Origin of the sequence: Leclercia sp. Colony189 (genome assembly GCF_009740165.1) — a bacterium.
GTDB lineage: Bacteria > Pseudomonadota > Gammaproteobacteria > Enterobacterales > Enterobacteriaceae > Enterobacter.
In genome coordinates this window covers 4,487,446-4,503,973 of the sequence record NZ_CP046557.1, presented here as the reverse complement: position 1 = coordinate 4,503,973, position 16,528 = coordinate 4,487,446, and the positions used below count along the sequence as shown (strand labels likewise).

At 55.7% G+C, this 16,528-nt stretch carries 15 protein-coding genes and 1 pseudogene; 15 read left to right on the top strand and 1 reads right to left on the bottom strand.

Translation table 11 applies throughout. The features are described from left to right. Window position 1 precedes the first annotated feature (1 nt). From ftsE to GNG29_RS21490, 9 genes and pseudogenes are all read left to right on the top strand, one after another. On the top strand, window positions 2-667 hold the full coding sequence (gene ftsE, locus GNG29_RS21530; protein WP_103177363.1) for a cell division ATP-binding protein FtsE: 666 nt from the start codon (window positions 2-4) through the stop codon (window positions 665-667). Then, window positions 660-1,718, top strand: coding sequence for a permease-like cell division protein FtsX (gene ftsX, locus GNG29_RS21525; protein WP_103177362.1), 1,059 nt, complete (start codon window positions 660-662; stop codon window positions 1,716-1,718). The genes ftsE and ftsX overlap by 8 nt, the downstream gene beginning before the upstream one ends. A 253-nt stretch (window positions 1,719-1,971) precedes the next feature. After that, window positions 1,972-2,829, top strand: a complete 858-nt coding sequence (gene rpoH, locus GNG29_RS21520) for an RNA polymerase sigma factor RpoH (RefSeq protein WP_032614938.1) — start codon at window positions 1,972-1,974, stop codon at window positions 2,827-2,829. Window positions 2,830-3,126: 297 nt separating this feature from the next. Next, window positions 3,127-4,224: a branched-chain amino acid ABC transporter substrate-binding protein gene (locus GNG29_RS21515; RefSeq protein ID WP_103791337.1), complete on the top strand. Its 1,098-nt coding sequence runs from the start codon at window positions 3,127-3,129 to the stop codon at window positions 4,222-4,224. 498 nt (window positions 4,225-4,722) lie between these two features. Then, on the top strand, window positions 4,723-4,896 hold the full coding sequence (locus GNG29_RS21510) for a PTS lactose/cellobiose transporter subunit IIA (RefSeq protein ID WP_139156308.1): 174 nt from the start codon (window positions 4,723-4,725) through the stop codon (window positions 4,894-4,896). Next, on the top strand, window positions 4,893-6,593 hold the full coding sequence (locus GNG29_RS21505; protein WP_156655321.1) for a PTS transporter subunit EIIC: 1,701 nt from the start codon (window positions 4,893-4,895) through the stop codon (window positions 6,591-6,593). Before GNG29_RS21510 ends, GNG29_RS21505 begins: the two co-directional genes overlap by 4 nt. Window positions 6,594-6,602: 9 nt before the next feature. Then, window positions 6,603-7,636, top strand: a pseudogene (locus GNG29_RS21500) (oxidoreductase). 4 nt (window positions 7,637-7,640) lie between these two features. Further along, window positions 7,641-8,492, top strand: a complete 852-nt coding sequence (locus tag GNG29_RS21495) for a hypothetical protein (RefSeq protein ID WP_103177358.1) — start codon at window positions 7,641-7,643, stop codon at window positions 8,490-8,492. Window positions 8,493-8,557: 65 nt separating this feature from the next. Then, entirely contained in the window at window positions 8,558-9,268 is a 711-nt protein-coding gene (locus GNG29_RS21490; protein ID WP_156655320.1) for a GntR family transcriptional regulator, read from the top strand. A gap of 8 nt (window positions 9,269-9,276) precedes the next feature. Here GNG29_RS21490 and panM read toward each other — a convergent pair whose 3' ends face one another. Further along, window positions 9,277-9,669: an aspartate 1-decarboxylase autocleavage activator PanM gene (panM, locus tag GNG29_RS21485; protein WP_103177356.1), complete on the bottom strand. Its 393-nt coding sequence runs from the start codon at window positions 9,667-9,669 to the stop codon at window positions 9,277-9,279. Between the two features lie 423 nt (window positions 9,670-10,092). Between panM and livK the strand changes: the two genes are divergently transcribed. From livK to ugpB, 6 genes are all read left to right on the top strand, one after another. Then, on the top strand, window positions 10,093-11,202 hold the full coding sequence (livK, locus tag GNG29_RS21475) for a high-affinity branched-chain amino acid ABC transporter substrate-binding protein LivK (protein WP_156655319.1): 1,110 nt from the start codon (window positions 10,093-10,095) through the stop codon (window positions 11,200-11,202). 47 nt (window positions 11,203-11,249) lie between these two features. Then, on the top strand, window positions 11,250-12,176 hold the full coding sequence (gene livH, locus GNG29_RS21470; protein WP_013099131.1) for a high-affinity branched-chain amino acid ABC transporter permease LivH: 927 nt from the start codon (window positions 11,250-11,252) through the stop codon (window positions 12,174-12,176). After that, window positions 12,173-13,450, top strand: a complete 1,278-nt coding sequence (gene livM / locus GNG29_RS21465) for a branched chain amino acid ABC transporter permease LivM (protein WP_103177354.1) — start codon at window positions 12,173-12,175, stop codon at window positions 13,448-13,450. Before livH ends, livM begins: the two co-directional genes overlap by 4 nt. Then, window positions 13,447-14,214, top strand: a complete 768-nt coding sequence (livG, locus tag GNG29_RS21460) for a high-affinity branched-chain amino acid ABC transporter ATP-binding protein LivG (RefSeq protein ID WP_039032512.1) — start codon at window positions 13,447-13,449, stop codon at window positions 14,212-14,214. The genes livM and livG overlap by 4 nt, the downstream gene beginning before the upstream one ends. Before the next feature lies 1 nt (window position 14,215). Then, window positions 14,216-14,929 (top strand): high-affinity branched-chain amino acid ABC transporter ATP-binding protein LivF, encoded by a 714-nt coding sequence (livF, locus tag GNG29_RS21455; RefSeq protein WP_103177352.1) that lies wholly within the window; start codon window positions 14,216-14,218, stop codon window positions 14,927-14,929. Between the two features lie 244 nt (window positions 14,930-15,173). Beyond that, a complete protein-coding gene (gene ugpB, locus GNG29_RS21450) occupies window positions 15,174-16,490 on the top strand; it encodes a sn-glycerol-3-phosphate ABC transporter substrate-binding protein UgpB (protein WP_103177351.1) in 1,317 nt (438 codons plus the stop codon). Window positions 16,491-16,528 lie beyond the last annotated feature (38 nt).

Genomic DNA, 16,528 nt, shown 5'->3' with positions numbered 1-16,528 from the left:
AATGATTCGCTTTGAACACGTCAGCAAGGCCTATCTTGGTGGGAGACAAGCGCTGCAGGGAGTGACATTCCACCTGCAGCCGGGCGAGATGGCATTTCTGACCGGCCACTCCGGCGCGGGGAAAAGTACCCTGCTCAAGCTTATCTGTGGGATCGAACGGCCAAGCGCCGGGAAAATCTGGTTCAGCGGCCACGACATCAGCCGCCTGAAAAACCGCGAAGTGCCGTTTCTGCGTCGGCAGATCGGCATGATTTTCCAGGATCACCATCTGCTGATGGACCGCACGGTCTTCGACAACGTGGCGATCCCGCTGATTATCGCGGGCGCCAGCGGGGATGATATTCGTCGTCGCGTATCGGCGGCGCTGGATAAGGTCGGGCTGCTGGACAAAGCGAAGAACTTCCCTATCCAGCTTTCCGGCGGTGAACAGCAGCGCGTGGGCATTGCCCGCGCGGTGGTGAATAAACCGGCGGTGCTGCTGGCGGATGAACCGACCGGTAACCTGGACGACGCCCTTTCCGAAGGGATCCTGCGTCTGTTTGAGGAGTTTAACCGCGTGGGGGTGACAGTACTGATGGCGACGCACGACATGGGGCTGATTGCTCGTCGTTCGTACCGCATGCTGACGCTCAGCGACGGTCATTTGCACGGAGGCCTCGGTGAATAAGCGTGACGCAATGAACCAGATGCGGCAGTTTGGCAGCAAACTTGACCGTTTTCGTAAATCGGCAGGCGGCCCGGGAGAGGGCAACCGCAATGCGCCGAAGCGCAGCAAATCCGCGCCAAGACCCAACTCGCGCAAAACCAACGTGTTTAACGAGCAGGTGCGTTACGCCTTCCAGGGCGCACTGCAGGATCTGAAAAGCAAACCGTTCGCCACCTTCCTGACGGTCATGGTGATCGCCATCTCCCTGACCCTGCCCAGCGTCTGCTACATGGTCTATAAAAACGTTAATCAGGCGGCGTCGCAGTACTATCCTTCTCCGCAGATCACCGTTTATCTCGATAAATCCCTCGACGATAACGCCGCTGCCCAGGTTGTGGGTCAGCTACAGGCCGAGCAGGGGGTTGAGAAGGTGAACTACCTGTCGCGGGAAGACGCGCTGGGCGAGTTCCGTAACTGGTCCGGGTTTGGCGGCGCGCTGGATATGCTGGAAGAGAACCCTCTGCCTGCGGTGGCGGTGGTGATCCCAAAACTCGATTTCCAGGGCACCGAGTCGCTAAACACCCTGCGCGATCGCGTCTCCCGTATTCACGGCATTGATGAGGTGCGGATGGACGACAGCTGGTTCGCCCGTCTGACGGCGCTGACGGGCCTTGTGGGGCGCGTTGCGGCGATGATCGGCGTGCTGATGGTAGCGGCGGTGTTCCTCGTTATCGGCAACAGCGTGCGCCTGAGCATCTTTGCCCGTCGCGACACCATTAACGTACAGAAGCTGATCGGCGCCACCGATGGCTTCATCCTGCGTCCGTTCCTGTATGGCGGCGCGCTGCTCGGTTTTGCCGGTGCATTTCTTTCACTGATTTTGTCAGAAATTTTGGTGATGCGACTTTCCGCCGCGGTAACCGAAGTGGCGCAGGTTTTTGGAACTAAGTTTAATATCAGCGGTTTATCCTTTGACGAGTGCCTCTTATTGCTGCTGGTTTGCTCGATGATCGGCTGGATAGCGGCCTGGTTAGCAACCGTGCAACATTTACGTCACTTTACCCCTGACTAAAAAATCTCTGGTATAATCTTTCCCTGCATTGAGAATCACCGTGCAGGGAAAGAGCCTTTCGTTGACTCTGACCCGCATCATCATCTTCACGTCACATTTTGTGCGTAATTTATTCACAGTTTCACTCGGAACTTGTGGATAAAATCACTGTCTGATAAAAGAGTGAGTGATATTCTCGTTGCTCATTAATTCTGGCATGTTCGTTGCCTGATGGGGACTAACCGCCGCCAGAAAAATTGATTGAGAGGAATGAATGACCAAAGAAATGCAAACTTTAGCTTTAGCCCCTGTTGGTAACCTGGAATCTTACATCCGGGCCGCTAACACCTGGCCGATGTTGACGGCCGAGGAAGAAAAGGAGCTTGCTGAAAAGCTGCATTACCAGGGCGATCTGGAAGCAGCTAAGACGCTGATCCTGTCTCACCTGCGCTTTGTTGTTCACGTTGCTCGTAATTACGCGGGCTACGGCCTGCCGCAGGCAGACCTGATCCAGGAAGGTAACATTGGCCTGATGAAGGCGGTGCGTCGCTTCAACCCGGAAGTGGGTGTGCGTCTGGTTTCCTTTGCTGTGCACTGGATCAAAGCGGAAATCCACGAATACGTGCTGCGTAACTGGCGTATCGTGAAGGTCGCCACCACCAAAGCACAGCGTAAACTGTTCTTTAACCTGCGTAAAACCAAGCAGCGTCTGGGCTGGTTCAACCAGGACGAAGTGGAAATGGTTGCCCGCGAGCTGGGCGTCTCCAGCAAAGACGTGCGTGAGATGGAATCGCGGATGGCCGCGCAGGACATGACCTTTGATATGTCCTCTGACGACGATGCCTCCGACAGCCAGCCGATGGCCCCGGTCCTCTATCTGCAGGATAAGTCATCTAACTTTGCCGACGGCATTGAAGATGATAACTGGGAGGAGCAGGCCGCCAACAAGCTGACCTATGCAATGGAAGGCCTTGACGAGCGTAGCCAGGATATCATCCGTGCCCGCTGGCTGGACGAAGACAACAAGTCCACCCTGCAGGAACTGGCCGACCGCTATGGTGTCTCCGCTGAACGTGTGCGTCAGCTGGAAAAGAACGCCATGAAAAAACTTCGCGCCGCTATCGAAGCGTAATCCTCGCGAAGTTCCCCGATAACCCTCGAATGCAAATTCGGGGGTTTTGTTTTTTTAGCGCCCGTACTGGCAAATACTCCCCTCCTGGCAAACAGTTACCTGATGCCGTGTGCTGACTCGTTAAAGCCTCGCTTACCTTATATACATTACAAAATAGCTATTCCAATTCGATAAAAATGGGGTATGTTTTAGCAGAGTATGCTGAAAAGGCGCGCACGGCAGACGCATAATTGAAATAAAGCGCCAAAAAACAACATCACAACAAACACAATAACCATCACAATGGGGATTCTCAGGATGAATATGAAGGGTAAAGCCTTACTGGCAGGATGTATCGCGTTGGCTTTCGGCACCGCTCAGGCTGATATCAAAGTGGCCGTTGTCGGCGCAATGTCCGGTCCGGTAGCCCAGTACGGCGACCAGGAATTCACTGGTGCAGAGCAGGCAGTTGCCGACATTAATGCCAAGGGCGGCATCAAAGGCGAAAAACTGCAGATCGTAAAATATGATGATGCCTGCGACCCGAAACAAGCGGTTGCGGTTGCCAACAAAGTGGTGAATGACGGCATCAAATACGTTATCGGCCACCTCTGCTCCTCTTCCACGCAGCCCGCGTCTGACATCTACGAAGACGAAGGCATTCTGATGATCACCCCAGCGGCTACCGCGCCGGAGCTGACCTCCCGTGGCTATAAGATGGTCATGCGTACCACCGGGCTGGACTCTGACCAGGGCCCAACCGCAGCGAAATATATCGTTGAGAAAGTGAAGCCGAAGCGTATCGCCATTGTCCATGACAAGCAGCAGTACGGTGAAGGCCTGGCGCGTTCCGTGCAGGACAACCTGAAAAAAGCGAACGCTAACGTGGTCTTCTTCGACGGTATCACTGCCGGTGAGAAAGATTTCTCTACTCTGGTGGCGCGCCTGAAGAAAGAGAACATCGATTTCGTTTACTACGGGGGTTATCACCCGGAGATGGGCCAGATCCTGCGTCAGTCTCGCGCTGCCGGTCTGAAAACGCAGTTCATGGGTCCGGAAGGGGTGGCGAACGTCTCCCTGTCTAACATCGCCGGTGAATCTGCTGAAGGCCTGCTGGTGACCAAGCCGAAGAACTACGACCAGGTTCCTGCCAACAAACCGATCGTAGACGCCATCAAGGCGAAGAAACAGGATCCAAGCGGTGCCTTCGTCTGGACCACCTACGCTGCGCTGCAAACCCTGCAGGCGGGCCTGAATCAGTCCGCTGAACCGGCTGACATCGCTACCTGGCTGAAAGCGAACTCCGTTGAAACCGTAATGGGGCCGCTCTCCTGGGATGAGAAAGGCGACCTGAAAGGCTTTGAATTCGGCGTGTTTGACTGGCATGCCAACGGTACGGCGACCGACGCCAAATAATCCTCAGGGCGAGCGATGAAACGCTCGCCCTTTTCTTATCTTCTCGAATTCTCTCCTCTGGCATCATCCCCGCCGCTTAGCGCTCGCTGCTATTCCCTCTTTCTAATCTCATAAAATGTGATCATATACCTTATTTTTTAAAACTATATAGTTTTAATATGTCGCTATTGCAGGCTGATGGATAACGTTTTATATATGGATAACTTTAAAAATTTATTTTGATATATACAGCTCGTTAATACAATGGGATGTATATAACTTGCAGCGCGACGGCAATGATTCCGACGACCGCTACGGCGTGCAACTGCGCTTTAAATATTTTTCTGTTAAAGCCTTATATTTGCCGCTTATTACGACAATAAATAATTGCTGAGGATAATAGACAATATCGCTTTGCCGATAGCGTTTGGCCCGCCTGCGCCCAAATGGCATTTATCCGCGAATAACTTATTGCCGCTCTGCACAAAAACAGGGGTTTTGCATAAAGGGAGAATACCTATGCCAGAAAATTACGAAGGAATGATTACGGGGCTGATTACCCATGCCGGCAGCTGCAACAGCCTGGCTTTCGCTGCGCTTCAGGGGGCGAAACGACAGGATCATGATCAGGTGCAGCGTCTGTTAGCCGGGGCGAAAAAGGTCCACCAGAACAGAGCGGAAGGCAGATCATGACGGTTTTAGATACGATAGCCGGTTTTTCGCAAAAACTGGCTGGCCAGGTGCATCTGCGCAGCCTGCGCGACAGCTTTATTATCGCTATCCCGTTTTTAGTGTTGGCCGGGCTTTTTATTATGGTCAACTACGTCTTTCTCGATACCAACGGCTTTATGCGCCACGTGCTCTCTGCCGACACCATGGTGCAGTGGCGGGGGATCGGCGAGCGGGCGCTGAACGGCACCATGAACATTTTGTCCATTATGCTGGCGGTGCTGGTGGCCTATTCGCTGGCCAGCAAGCGTAAGTTCGAAAGCCCGATCATTGCCGCGATGGTTTCGCTGGCCTGCTTTTTTGTGCTGATGCCGGTCACCGCCTCCGTTACCGCTGCCACCGGCGAGACGGTGAGTGTGACGGGCGTGGTGCCCTACGCGCAGACCAACGCGGGTGGAGTATTTCTGGCGATTCTGTGCGCCTTTCTCTCTACCAGCATTTTTCTGAAGATCTCCGGCTCTCCGGCGCTGCGGATCTCGCTGGGAGAGGAGGTGCCTCCTATGGTGCAGCAGTCGTTTAACGCCCTGTCTGCCATCATGATCACCGTGGCTTTCTTCTCCGTCGCCACCTTTGCCATTACCAGCCTGACGCATACCGAGCTGTTTGCGCTGATCCAGACCCTGGTGCAAAAGCCGCTGGTCCATCTGACCACCAGCCTGCCGGGCTTTATTACCTTAACCACCCTGACGAACTTGCTGTTTTCGCTGGGTATTCATCCCTCAGGTATTATCAACCCGGTACTGGAGCCGCCGCTGCTGGTCGCCATGCAGGAGAACATGGCCGCCTTCGCCGCTGGCCTGCCGCCGCCGCACATTATTGTGCTGCCGTTTCGCGACCTGTATGGTCACATGGGCGGAACGGGTTCAACGCTGGCGCTGTTGCTGGCGATCCTGCTGCGCAGCCGCATGAGCAGCCATAAAAAGTTCGCCAGAACGGTGATTGCTCCTGGGGTGTTTAATATCAACGAGCCGGTGATTTTTGGCCTGCCGGTGATCCTCAACCCGCTGATGATGATCCCGTTTATTTTCTACCCGCAGATAAACTTTATCATCGCCTATTACGCCACCGCCTGGGGCTGGGTATCGCATATTGTCGCCTACGTGCCCTGGTCGGTACCGCCTTTGCTCTCCGGCTGGCTGGGATCGGGGGGCGATCTGCGCAACGTGGTGCTGCAAATTATCCTGATTGGGGTTGGGGTCGTGATTTACCTTCCCTTCCTGCTGGCCTATGAGCGCTCAATCAGCGCGAAAAAAGCGCAGCAGGTCATCGAGACCATCGCCACGACGCCGCCAACAGATCCTCAGACAGAACCGGCAATCGCGCAGCCGCTGCGCGAGGGCGAGGCCCACCCGCTGGACAATAAAACCATCGTGCTGGTGTGTAACGAGGGCATGTCCACTTCGCTGGTGGCAAAAAAGATGCGGCAATATGCAGAGAGCATCCACTGTACCGCGTCGATTAGCGCCACCCATATCGGCAACCTCGAAGAAACCGTGCAAAAAGCTGACCTGATACTCCTCTCGCCGCAGCTTACCTATATGGAAAGCAACGTTCGGGAAACGGCAGGAGATCGCTGCCGCGTGGCGCGGGTTAACCCGCAGCATTTTTCAAATATGAATGGTCAGGCGCTCATTGAGCATGCCGTCACGTTGTTAAAATAAGGAAGTTATATGATTAATTGCGCATTTATTGGCTTTGGTAAAAGTGCTACCCGCTACCATTTGCCCTACGTCCTGATCCGCAACGATAAATATCGTGTGAAAACGATTTACGATATTGTCGCTAAGCCGGAGATTGAGTCCCGGCCGCAATACTGCGGAATTACTTTTACCCGTGACGTTAACGAGATCCTTACGGATGACACCATCCGCCTGGTGGTTATCTGCACCCACCCGGACAGCCACTATTCCTGGGCAAAGGCCTGTATCGAGCACGGCAAAAACGTCATGGTCGAGAAGCCGTTCACCACCACGCTGGACGAGGCGAAGACGCTGCTGGCGCTGGCGAAGCAGCACGGCGTCACCGTCACGCCGTTTCAGAACCGCCGCTTCGACTCCTGTTTCCTGACCGTGCAGCAGGTAATTAAGAGCGGCCTGCTCGGGGATATCGTGGAAATTGAGAGCCACTTCGACTATTTCCGCCCCGAGGCGCAGCCGCAGGTTAACCACCCCTTCAACGGCGCATTTTATGGCCTTGGGATCCACACCCTTGACCAGATGCTGGCGCTGTTTGGCGGCCGCGCCAGGTAGCCTATGACATCCCTAGCCTGCGGCTGAAGCAAAATCCCGACGATACCTTTGAAGCCCAGCTCTATTACGACGACCTGAAGGCGATCATTAAAACCAGCCATCTGGTGATGACGCCCTATCCGCGATTTATCGTTCACGGCACCCGCGGCTCCTTTATTCAGATGCAGATCGACCAGCAGGAGAGTTACCTGAAAGAGAATATCATGCCGGACCACCCGACATTTTGTGCCAATAACCAGCCGGGCATTATTGAATATCTGAATGAGGAGCAGCAGACGGTTAAGCGCGAGGTGCCTGCGGTGCGCGGCGATTATGGCCGGGTGTATGACGCGCTTTACGACACCATAATGAACGGTGCCGCCAATTACGTCAGCGAGCAGGATATGTTGACCAACCTGGAAATGCTTGAGGGCGGTTTTAGCCGCGCCACGCCTTTCGTTATCGATTTGGATTAATACTATGAAACGGATATTAAATTGTCGGGCATCCGATTTTCAGCGTCAGTCTGAAGCAGAAGAGTTAGTGGCGGCTATTCGCGCCTCTGAGGGGCGGGTCGTGCTCGCCGAAGTGGCGGCGGAAACCCCGCCACTCTACCCGGACGTCACCAATGCCGAGCTGGTGGCGGCGTTTGGTGCCGATATGGTTCTGCTCAAGGGATACAATACCGCCACCCATGTGGTCGCCGGAGCGCCCGTGGCGGGGGGAATTGAGCAGGTCAAAGCCCTTACCGGCAGGCTGGTGGGCGTCAGCCTTGAGGTGACGCCCGAAAACGACGCCGATAACCCGCGCAGCCTGTCGCGGCACGCGCTTGAACAGGTGCAGGGTGCGGATTTCCTCTGCCTGACCGGCTACGACAAGCCGGGGGTGGATCGGCACAGCATGCTTCAGGCGATAAGCCTTGCGAAGGCGCACTTCCCTGGCTTTATCATGGTGGCAAAGTTCAGCGCCCGGGGGCTGATGGCGGCGGCGGAATATGCGGAGTACGCGGCGGCGGGCGCCCACGCGGTAGTGATCCCCGCACCAGGAACCTGTCAGGGGAGCCGTGAGGGGGAGGTGAGCGCGATCGTTGATGCCGTACACCTGGCGGGTGCGCTGGCTATCACCACCATCAGTACCAGTCAGGAGGGGGCAGACGGCGCAACGGTGAGCCAGATTGGTCTTGCCAGCAAGCGCTGCGGCAGCGACATCCATAGCTTTGGGGATGCTGGCTGCGCGGGAATAGCCGACCCGGAAGCGATTTACCGCCTGTCGATTGCCGTAAGAGGAAAGAGGCACACCTGGGTTCGAATGGCCTCATCTATAAGGCGTTGAGATTTCTATCTACCTGTATTTATAGTATAACAGGCCTATGTTTATAGGTCTGTATTGTGGTCAGAATGCCGAAGTATCTTGCAATATATAAAGAGATTAAAAAAAGAATACTTTCTGGCTATTACGCACAGAATAGCCAGCTGCCGGAAGGAAAGAAATTCGCACTGCTTTTTGATTGCAGCGAACTGACTATTACCAAGGCGCTGGATATTCTGGTTAAAGAGGGGCTGGTCGTCAGAAAAAGAGGTCTCGGCTCTTTTGTTAAATTACCGTTTAATACCTCGTCAATTAATAGCCATCTGAAGGGCACGAAAGCGCGCTGTGATGAATCAGGCGAGACAATAACAACGCGAGTAATTGCTTTTTCCGTCATTCCCGCCCCGGCCGACGTGCAGGAAAAGCTCCAGCTTGGCGGCGATGAGATGGTCTATTCGATCCTTCGCGTCAGGGTTATTAACGACGTGCCGGCCATTATCGAAAAAACCTTTATGCCGGTAAACGTTATTCCAGGCCTCAACTATGCCAACGTGGCGGACTCCATATATAGCTATATTACCGACGCGCTGGGCTATCAGATCCACAGCAGCCATATGATGATCACCGCCTCCATAGCTGATGAGCAGCAAAGCCAGCTATTGCAGCTGGCAGAGCCGGAGGTGGTTATTCACGTTGAGCAGACCGCCTATTTAGATAACGGTAAGCTGTTTGAATACTCGGTCGCCACTCACCGCTATAACCGGTTTAAATTCGCCACCGAGTTTATTAAATACAATTAAGGCCGGGTTTATTCCTGCCCGTGATGGACCCATCCATCCTGCTGCGCCACGAACCCCAGAGCCTGCATAAAGGCCGCCATCACGCCGCGGTCTTCGACGCCCACGTCCGCCATCCACCACGAGGCTACGCTCGGGTTATCGCGCACCACCTCTTCAACCAGATATTGCCCTACGCCGCGACGACGCGTGACTTCACGCACGCGCAGGGAGTCCAGCGCGCCTTCCGTCCCGCTCAGCGTGACGCGCACCGCGCCTAACAGCCGCTCGTTAAAGCGCGCAGCATAAATTCGATGGGTATCATCAACGGTGAGGGAGGCGGGGGAGTATTCCGGCCAGATTTTGCCAAGATCGATAAGATCCTGGTCGCTAAAGGTCACCAGACGAACGATAGTCAGTTTCATTAGCAGCTTATCCACGTAAAAAAAGTACAGGCAGTGTACTCAATTTATCCTGCTGGCGGCTTCTCCTTTTTCAATCCATTCTCCAGGTGATTACTTTTTTAGCAGCCAAATGTGCAGCCAGAAAACGCAGGGATCGAAAAATAAGCAGAATATTAACCTAAAAGGCAGCGTTTTATTCCGCTCTTTGTACCGTTATTTTATGCTGCAATTTGTACTTTTAGTTGTTTATCTCTGCCTGATTTCAGAATATTATCTTTGCTTAATCACCTGAAATATAGAGATTTTACTCTGATTTTTGTGAAAAAACTGTGCTAAACCATTAAAGGCAATAGCAAAAGTTGCGTTGTTTAATAAAAGTACAGAATGCTTTTTAACCATAATAAAACAAAATATATACATCACGTCACGAATGGGGATTCACCAATGAAAAGGAACGCGAAGACATTGATCGCGGGAATGGTTGCACTGGCAGTTTCGCAGGCGGCCATGGCGGAGGATATTAAAGTTGCTGTGGTAGGTGCGTTGTCCGGTCCGGTTGCCCAGTGGGGTGATATGGAGTTCAACGGCGCGCGCCAGGCAATTAAAGACATCAACGCCAAAGGCGGCATAAAAGGCGACAAACTGGTCGGTGTGGAATATGACGATGCCTGCGACCCGAAACAGGCCGTGGCCGTTGCCAACAAAATTGTGAACGATGGCATTCAGTATGTGATTGGCCATCTCTGCTCTTCCTCCACCCAGCCTGCCTCCGATATCTACGAGGATGAAGGCATTCTGATGATCACGCCGGGCGCCACTAACCCTGAGCTGACCCAGCGCGGCTATCAGTACATCATGCGTACCGCAGGGCTCGACTCTTCACAGGGGCCGACTGCGGCGAAGTACATTCTCGAGAGCGTGAAGCCGCAGCGTATTGCCATCATTCATGATAAGCAGCAGTACGGCGAAGGGCTGGCCCGCTCTGTACAGGATGGCCTGAAAAAAGGCGGCGCCAATGTGGTCTTCTTCGACGGCATCACTGCAGGCGAAAAAGACTTCTCCGCACTGCTGGCGCGTCTGCAAAAAGAGAACATCGATTTCGTCTACTACGGCGGCTACTACCCGGAAATGGGGCAGATGCTGCGCCAGGCGCGCGCTATCGGCCTGAAAACCCAGTTTATGGGGCCGGAAGGGGTAGGTAACGCCTCCCTGTCGAACATTGCAGGCGATGCGGGCGAAGGCATGCTGGTGACGATGCCAAAACGCTATGACCAGGATCCGGCGAACAGCGCTATCGTTAACGCCCTGAAAGCCGAGAAGAAAGATGCGAGTGGTCCGTACGTCTGGATCACCTATGCCGCCGTACAGTCTCTGGCTATCGCCATGGATCGTACCGGCAGCAAAGCGCCGCAGGATCTGATTAAAGATTTAAAAGCACACGGGGCTAACACCGTGATTGGGCCGCTGAACTGGGATGAGAAAGGCGATCTGAAGGGATTTGAGTTTGGTGTCTTTAAGTGGCACGCCGACGGTTCATCCTCGGCCGCCAAATAATTATCCCACCGCCCGGCAGGACCGGGCGGGAATAGAAAGGTTACCTTATGTCCGAGCAGTTTCTCTATTTTCTGCAGCAGATGTTTAACGGCGTCACGCTGGGAAGCACCTATGCACTGATCGCCATCGGTTACACGATGGTGTACGGCATTATCGGCATGATCAACTTCGCCCACGGCGAGGTCTATATGATCGGCAGCTATGTCTCCTTTATGATTATCGCCGCGCTGATGATGATGGGCATCGACAGTAGCTGGCTGCTGGTGGCCGCCGGATTTGTCGGGGCGATTGTCATTGCCAGCGCCTACGGCTGGAGTATCGAACGGGTGGCCTACCGCCCGGTGCGTAGCTCCAAGCGTCTGATTGCGCTGATCTCCGCGATTGGTATGTCCATCTTCCTGCAAAACTACGTCAGCCTCACCGAAGGGTCGCGCGACGTGGCGCTGCCAAGCCTGTTTAACGGCCAGTGGATTGTCGGTGCCAGCGAGAACTTCTCCGCCTCCATCACCACCATGCAGCTGGTGATTTGGGTTGTGACCTTTATTGCGATGCTGGCCCTGACGCTGTTTATCCGCTACTCCCGCATGGGTCGCGCCTGCCGCGCCTGTGCAGAAGATCTGAAAATGGCGAGCCTGCTCGGTATCAACACCGACCGCGTGATTGCCCTGACCTTCGTGATTGGTGCGGCGATGGCGGCGGTTGCCGGTGTTCTGCTCGGTCAGTTCTACGGCGTGATTAACCCGTACATCGGCTTTATGGCCGGGATGAAAGCCTTCACCGCGGCGGTACTGGGCGGTATCGGCAGTATTCCGGGCGCGATGATCGGCGGCCTGATTCTGGGCGTGGCCGAAGCGCTCTCCTCGGCCTATCTGAGTACCGAATATAAAGATGTGGTGTCGTTTGCCCTGCTGATTCTGGTTCTGCTGGTCATGCCTACCGGTATTCTGGGTCGTCCGGAGGTAGAGAAAGTATGAAACCGATGCATTTTGCTATGGCACTGCTCTCTGCGGCGATGTTCTTCGTGCTGGCGGCGGTCTTTATGGGCGTTCAGCTGGAGCTGAGCGGCACTAAGCTGGTGGTGGATTCCGCGTCGGATATCCGCTGGCAGTGGGTCTTTGTTGGCACCGCAGTGGTCTTCTTCTTCCAGCTGCTGCGTCCGGTTTTCCAGAAGACGTTGAAAAGCGTCTCCGGGCCGAAGTTCGTTCTGCCGGCTATCGACGGCTCAACCGTTAAACAGAAGCTGTTCCTCGTGGCGCTGCTGGTGGCGGCCGTGGCGTGGCCCTTCGTGGTTTCGCGTGGGACGGTGGATATCGCCACCCTGACCATGATTTACGTGATCCTCGGCCTCGGCCTGAACGTAGTGGTGGGGCTCTCTGGCCTGCTGGTATTGGGCTACGGCGGTTTCTATGCCATCGGCGCCTACACCTTCGCCCTGCTGAACCACTATTACGGTCTTGGCTTCTGGACCTGTCTGCCGCTGGCGGGGCTGGTCTCTGCTGCCGCCGGTTTCCTGCTCGGCTTCCCGGTGCTACGCCTGCGCGGTGACTATCTGGCGATTGTGACCTTAGGCTTCGGCGAAATCGTCCGTATCCTGCTGCTCAACAATACCGAAGTGACCGGCGGCCCGAACGGCATTAGCCAGATCCCGAAACCGACCTTCTTCGGCCTGGAGTTCAGCCGTTCCGCCCGTGAAGGCGGCTGGGACACCTTCAGCAACTTCTTCGGCGTGAAGTACGACCCGTCCGACCGCGTGATCTGGCTCTATCTGGTGGCGCTGCTGCTGGTGGTTCTCACCCTGTTCGTGATTAACCGCCTGCTGCGTATGCCGCTGGGGCGTGCATGGGAAGCGCTGCGTGAAGATGAGATCGCCTGCCGCTCCCTGGGCCTGAACCCGACCCGCATCAAGCTGACTGCCTTTACCATCAGCGCCGCGTTTGCCGGTTTTGCCGGAACGCTGTTTGCCGCGCGTCAGGGCTTCGTCAGCCCGGAGTCGTTCACCTTTGCGGAATCCGCCTTCGTGCTGGCGATTGTGGTGCTGGGCGGGATGGGCTCGCAGTTCGCGGTTATTCTCGCGGCGATCCTGCTGGTGGTCTCCCGTGAATTGATGCGCGACTTTAACGAATACAGCATGCTGATGCTGGGTGGTTTGATGGTGCTGATGATGATCTGGCGTCCGCAGGGTCTGCTGCCGATGACCCGTCCGCAGCTGAAGCTGAAGAACGGGCAGACAAAAGGAGAGCAGGCATGAGTCAGCCATTATTATCCGTTAACGGCCTGATGATGCGTTTTGGCGGCCTGCTGGCGGTCAACAATGTCTCTTTGGATCTGCATCAAAAAGAGATTGTGTCGCTGATCGGCCCGAACGGTGCCGGTAAGACCACGGTCTTTAACTGCCTGACCGGTTTCTACAAGCCGACGGGCGGCACCATCATGCTGCGCGACCAGCACCTGGAAGGGCTGCCGGGCCAGCAGATTGCCCGCATGGGCGTGGTGCGTACCTTCCAGCACGTGCGTCTGTTCCGCGAGATGACGGTGATTGAAAACCTGCTGGTAGCCCAGCATCAGCAGTTAAAAACCGGGCTCTTCTCCGGCCTGCTGAAAACCCCGGCGTTTCGCCGTGCCCAGGACGAAGCATTAGATCGCGCCGCTACCTGGCTCGATCGTATCGGCCTGCTCCAGCATGCCAACCGCCAGGCGAGCAACCTCGCTTACGGCGATCAGCGTCGTCTGGAGATTATCCGCTGCATGGTGACCCAGCCGGAGATCCTGATGCTCGACGAACCGGCGGCAGGGCTTAACCCGAAAGAGACCAAAGAGCTGGACGAACTGATTGTCGAGCTGCGTAACCATCACGACACCACCATCCTGCTGATTGAGCACGATATGAAGCTGGTGATGGGCATTTCGGATCGTATTTACGTGGTGAACCAGGGGACGCCGCTGGCGAACGGCACGCCGGAAGAGATCCGCAACAACCCGGACGTGATCCGTGCTTACCTGGGTGAGGCATAAGATGGAAAAAGCGATGTTATCTTTTGACAAGGTTAATGCCCACTACGGCAAGATCCAGGCCCTGCACGACGTCAGTCTGCACATCAATCAGGGCGAAATCGTCACCCTGATTGGCGCCAACGGCGCGGGGAAAACCACCCTGCTCGGCACCCTGTGCGGCGACCCGCGCGCCACCAGCGGGCGTATCGTCTTTGACGGTAAAGACATCACCGACTGGCAGACCGCAAAAATCATGCGTGAAGCGGTGGCGATTGTCCCGGAAGGACGGCGCGTCTTCTCCCGCATGACGGTAGAAGAGAACCTGGCGATGGGCGGCTTCTTTGCCGAGCGCGAACAGTTCCAGACCCGCATCAAGCGCGTGTATGACCTCTTCCCGCGCCTGTTTGAACGCCGTATTCAGCGGGCGGGCACCATGTCCGGCGGGGAACAGCAGATGCTGGCGATTGGCCGTGCGCTGATGAGCCAGCCGCGCCTGCTGCTGCTCGACGAACCCTCGCTCGGGCTGGCACCGATCATCATTCAGCAGATCTTCGACACCATCGAGCAGTTGCGCAGCGAGGGGATGACCATCTTCCTCGTGGAGCAGAACGCCAACCAGGCGCTGAAGCTCGCGGATCGCGGCTACGTGCTGGAGAATGGTCGGGTGGTGCTGGAAGACACCGGCGACGCGCTGCTGGCGAACGAGGCGGTGCGGAGCGCGTATTTAGGCGGCTGAGCCGTCTCTATTGCCCGGTGGCGCTTACGCTTACCGGGCCTACGGGATCGCCCAGGCCGGGTAAGGCGAAGCCGCCACCCGGCTTTTTCACATAAACCCCTTCACACAACCATCATCCCCCTGACGCCCTGTTGTCATATCTCTGTAAACAAACGGTTATTTTTCTGTCATTCGAGCATGTCATGTTACCTCGCGAGCACAAAACGCGTGATATCGCGCATCCGGCACAATAAGAGAGATGACAATGACATCGTTACGACACACAGCTTTGGGTCTGGCAATGGGTCTGGCTTTTGCGGCTAACGCAATGGCCGTCACCACTATTCCGTTCTGGCATTCCATGGAAGGGGAGTTGGGTAAAGAGGTTGACTCCCTGGCGCAGCGTTTCAACGACAGCCACCCGGATTATAAAATTGTGCCGGTGTACAAAGGCAACTACGAGCAGAGCCTGAGCGCGGGCATTGCCGCGTTCCGTACCGGTAACGCCCCGGCGCTGTTGCAGGTCTATGAAGTGGGTACGGCCACCATGATGGCCTCCAAAGCCATCAAGCCGGTCTATGAGGTGTTTAACGAGGCGGGCATTAACTTCGACGAATCGCAGTTCGTGCCAACCGTCGCAGGCTATTACACCGATTCCAAATCCGGCCATCTGCTCTCCCAGCCGTTTAACAGCTCCACCCCGGTGCTGTACTACAACAAAGACGCCTTTAAGAAAGCCGGTTTAGATCCGGAGCAGCCGCCGAAAACCTGGCAGGATCTGGCGGAGTACACCGCCAAACTAAAAGCGGCCGGCATGAAGTGCGGCTACGCCAGCGGCTGGCAGGGCTGGATCCAGATCGAAAACTTCAGCGCCTGGCACGGCCAGCCGGTAGCCACCGAGAACAACGGTTTCAACGGCACCAACGCGGTCCTGGAGTTCAACAAGCCGGAGCAGGTGAAGCACATTGCCCTGCTGGCCGATCTGAACAAGAAGGGCGATTTCAGCTACTTCGGACGTAAAGACGAATCCACCGAGAAGTTCTACAGCGGCGACTGCGCCATCACCACCGCCTCGTCCGGCTCGCTGGCGGATATCCGTCACTACGCCAAATTTAACTACGGCGTGGGGATGATGCCATACGACGCCGACTCAAAAGGCGCGCCGCAGAACGCCATCATCGGCGGGGCCAGCCTGTGGGTAATGCAGGGTAAAGACAAGGACACTTACAAGGGCGTGGCGGAGTTCCTCGACTTCCTGGCGAAGCCGGAAAACGCCGCCGAATGGCACCAGAAGACTGGCTACCTGCCGATCACCAAAGCCGCTTATGACCTGACCCGCGAACAGGGCTTCTATGACAAGAACCCGGGGGCAGACATCGCCACGCGTCAGATGCTGAACAAACCACCGTTGCCGTACACCAAAGGGCTGCGTCTGGGCAACATGCCGCAGATCCGTACCGTCGTGGATGAAGAGCTGGAAAGCGTCTGGACCGGCAAGAAAACCCCTCAGCAGGCGCTGGATGCGGCAGTCGAGCGCGGAAACCAGCTGCTGCGCCGCTTTGAGCAGTCGACCAAATCGTAATGTGAAATGCCCGGTGACGCGTAGCGATCCGGGCCTGG

Bases quoted from the DNA above. Each gene is read 5' to 3' on its own strand.
- livH (WP_013099131.1), top strand. From the start codon at position 11,250: ATGTCCGAGCAGTTTCTCTATTTTCTGCAGCAGATGTTTAACGGCGTC.
- livK (WP_156655319.1), top strand. From the start codon at position 10,093: ATGAAAAGGAACGCGAAGACATTGATCGCGGGAATGGTTGCACTGGCA.
- panM (WP_103177356.1), bottom strand. From the start codon at position 9,669: ATGAAACTGACTATCGTTCGTCTGGTGACCTTTAGCGACCAGGATCTT.
- GNG29_RS21510 (WP_139156308.1), top strand. From the start codon at position 4,723: ATGCCAGAAAATTACGAAGGAATGATTACGGGGCTGATTACCCATGCC.
- rpoH (WP_032614938.1), top strand. From the start codon at position 1,972: ATGACCAAAGAAATGCAAACTTTAGCTTTAGCCCCTGTTGGTAACCTG.
- GNG29_RS21515 (WP_103791337.1), top strand. From the start codon at position 3,127: ATGAATATGAAGGGTAAAGCCTTACTGGCAGGATGTATCGCGTTGGCT.
- GNG29_RS21495 (WP_103177358.1), top strand. From the start codon at position 7,641: ATGAAACGGATATTAAATTGTCGGGCATCCGATTTTCAGCGTCAGTCT.
- livF (WP_103177352.1), top strand. From the start codon at position 14,216: ATGGAAAAAGCGATGTTATCTTTTGACAAGGTTAATGCCCACTACGGC.
- livG (WP_039032512.1), top strand. From the start codon at position 13,447: ATGAGTCAGCCATTATTATCCGTTAACGGCCTGATGATGCGTTTTGGC.
- ftsE (WP_103177363.1), top strand. From the start codon at position 2: ATGATTCGCTTTGAACACGTCAGCAAGGCCTATCTTGGTGGGAGACAA.
- ugpB (WP_103177351.1), top strand. From the start codon at position 15,174: ATGACATCGTTACGACACACAGCTTTGGGTCTGGCAATGGGTCTGGCT.
- GNG29_RS21490 (WP_156655320.1), top strand. From the start codon at position 8,558: ATGCCGAAGTATCTTGCAATATATAAAGAGATTAAAAAAAGAATACTT.
- GNG29_RS21505 (WP_156655321.1), top strand. From the start codon at position 4,893: ATGACGGTTTTAGATACGATAGCCGGTTTTTCGCAAAAACTGGCTGGC.
- livM (WP_103177354.1), top strand. From the start codon at position 12,173: ATGAAACCGATGCATTTTGCTATGGCACTGCTCTCTGCGGCGATGTTC.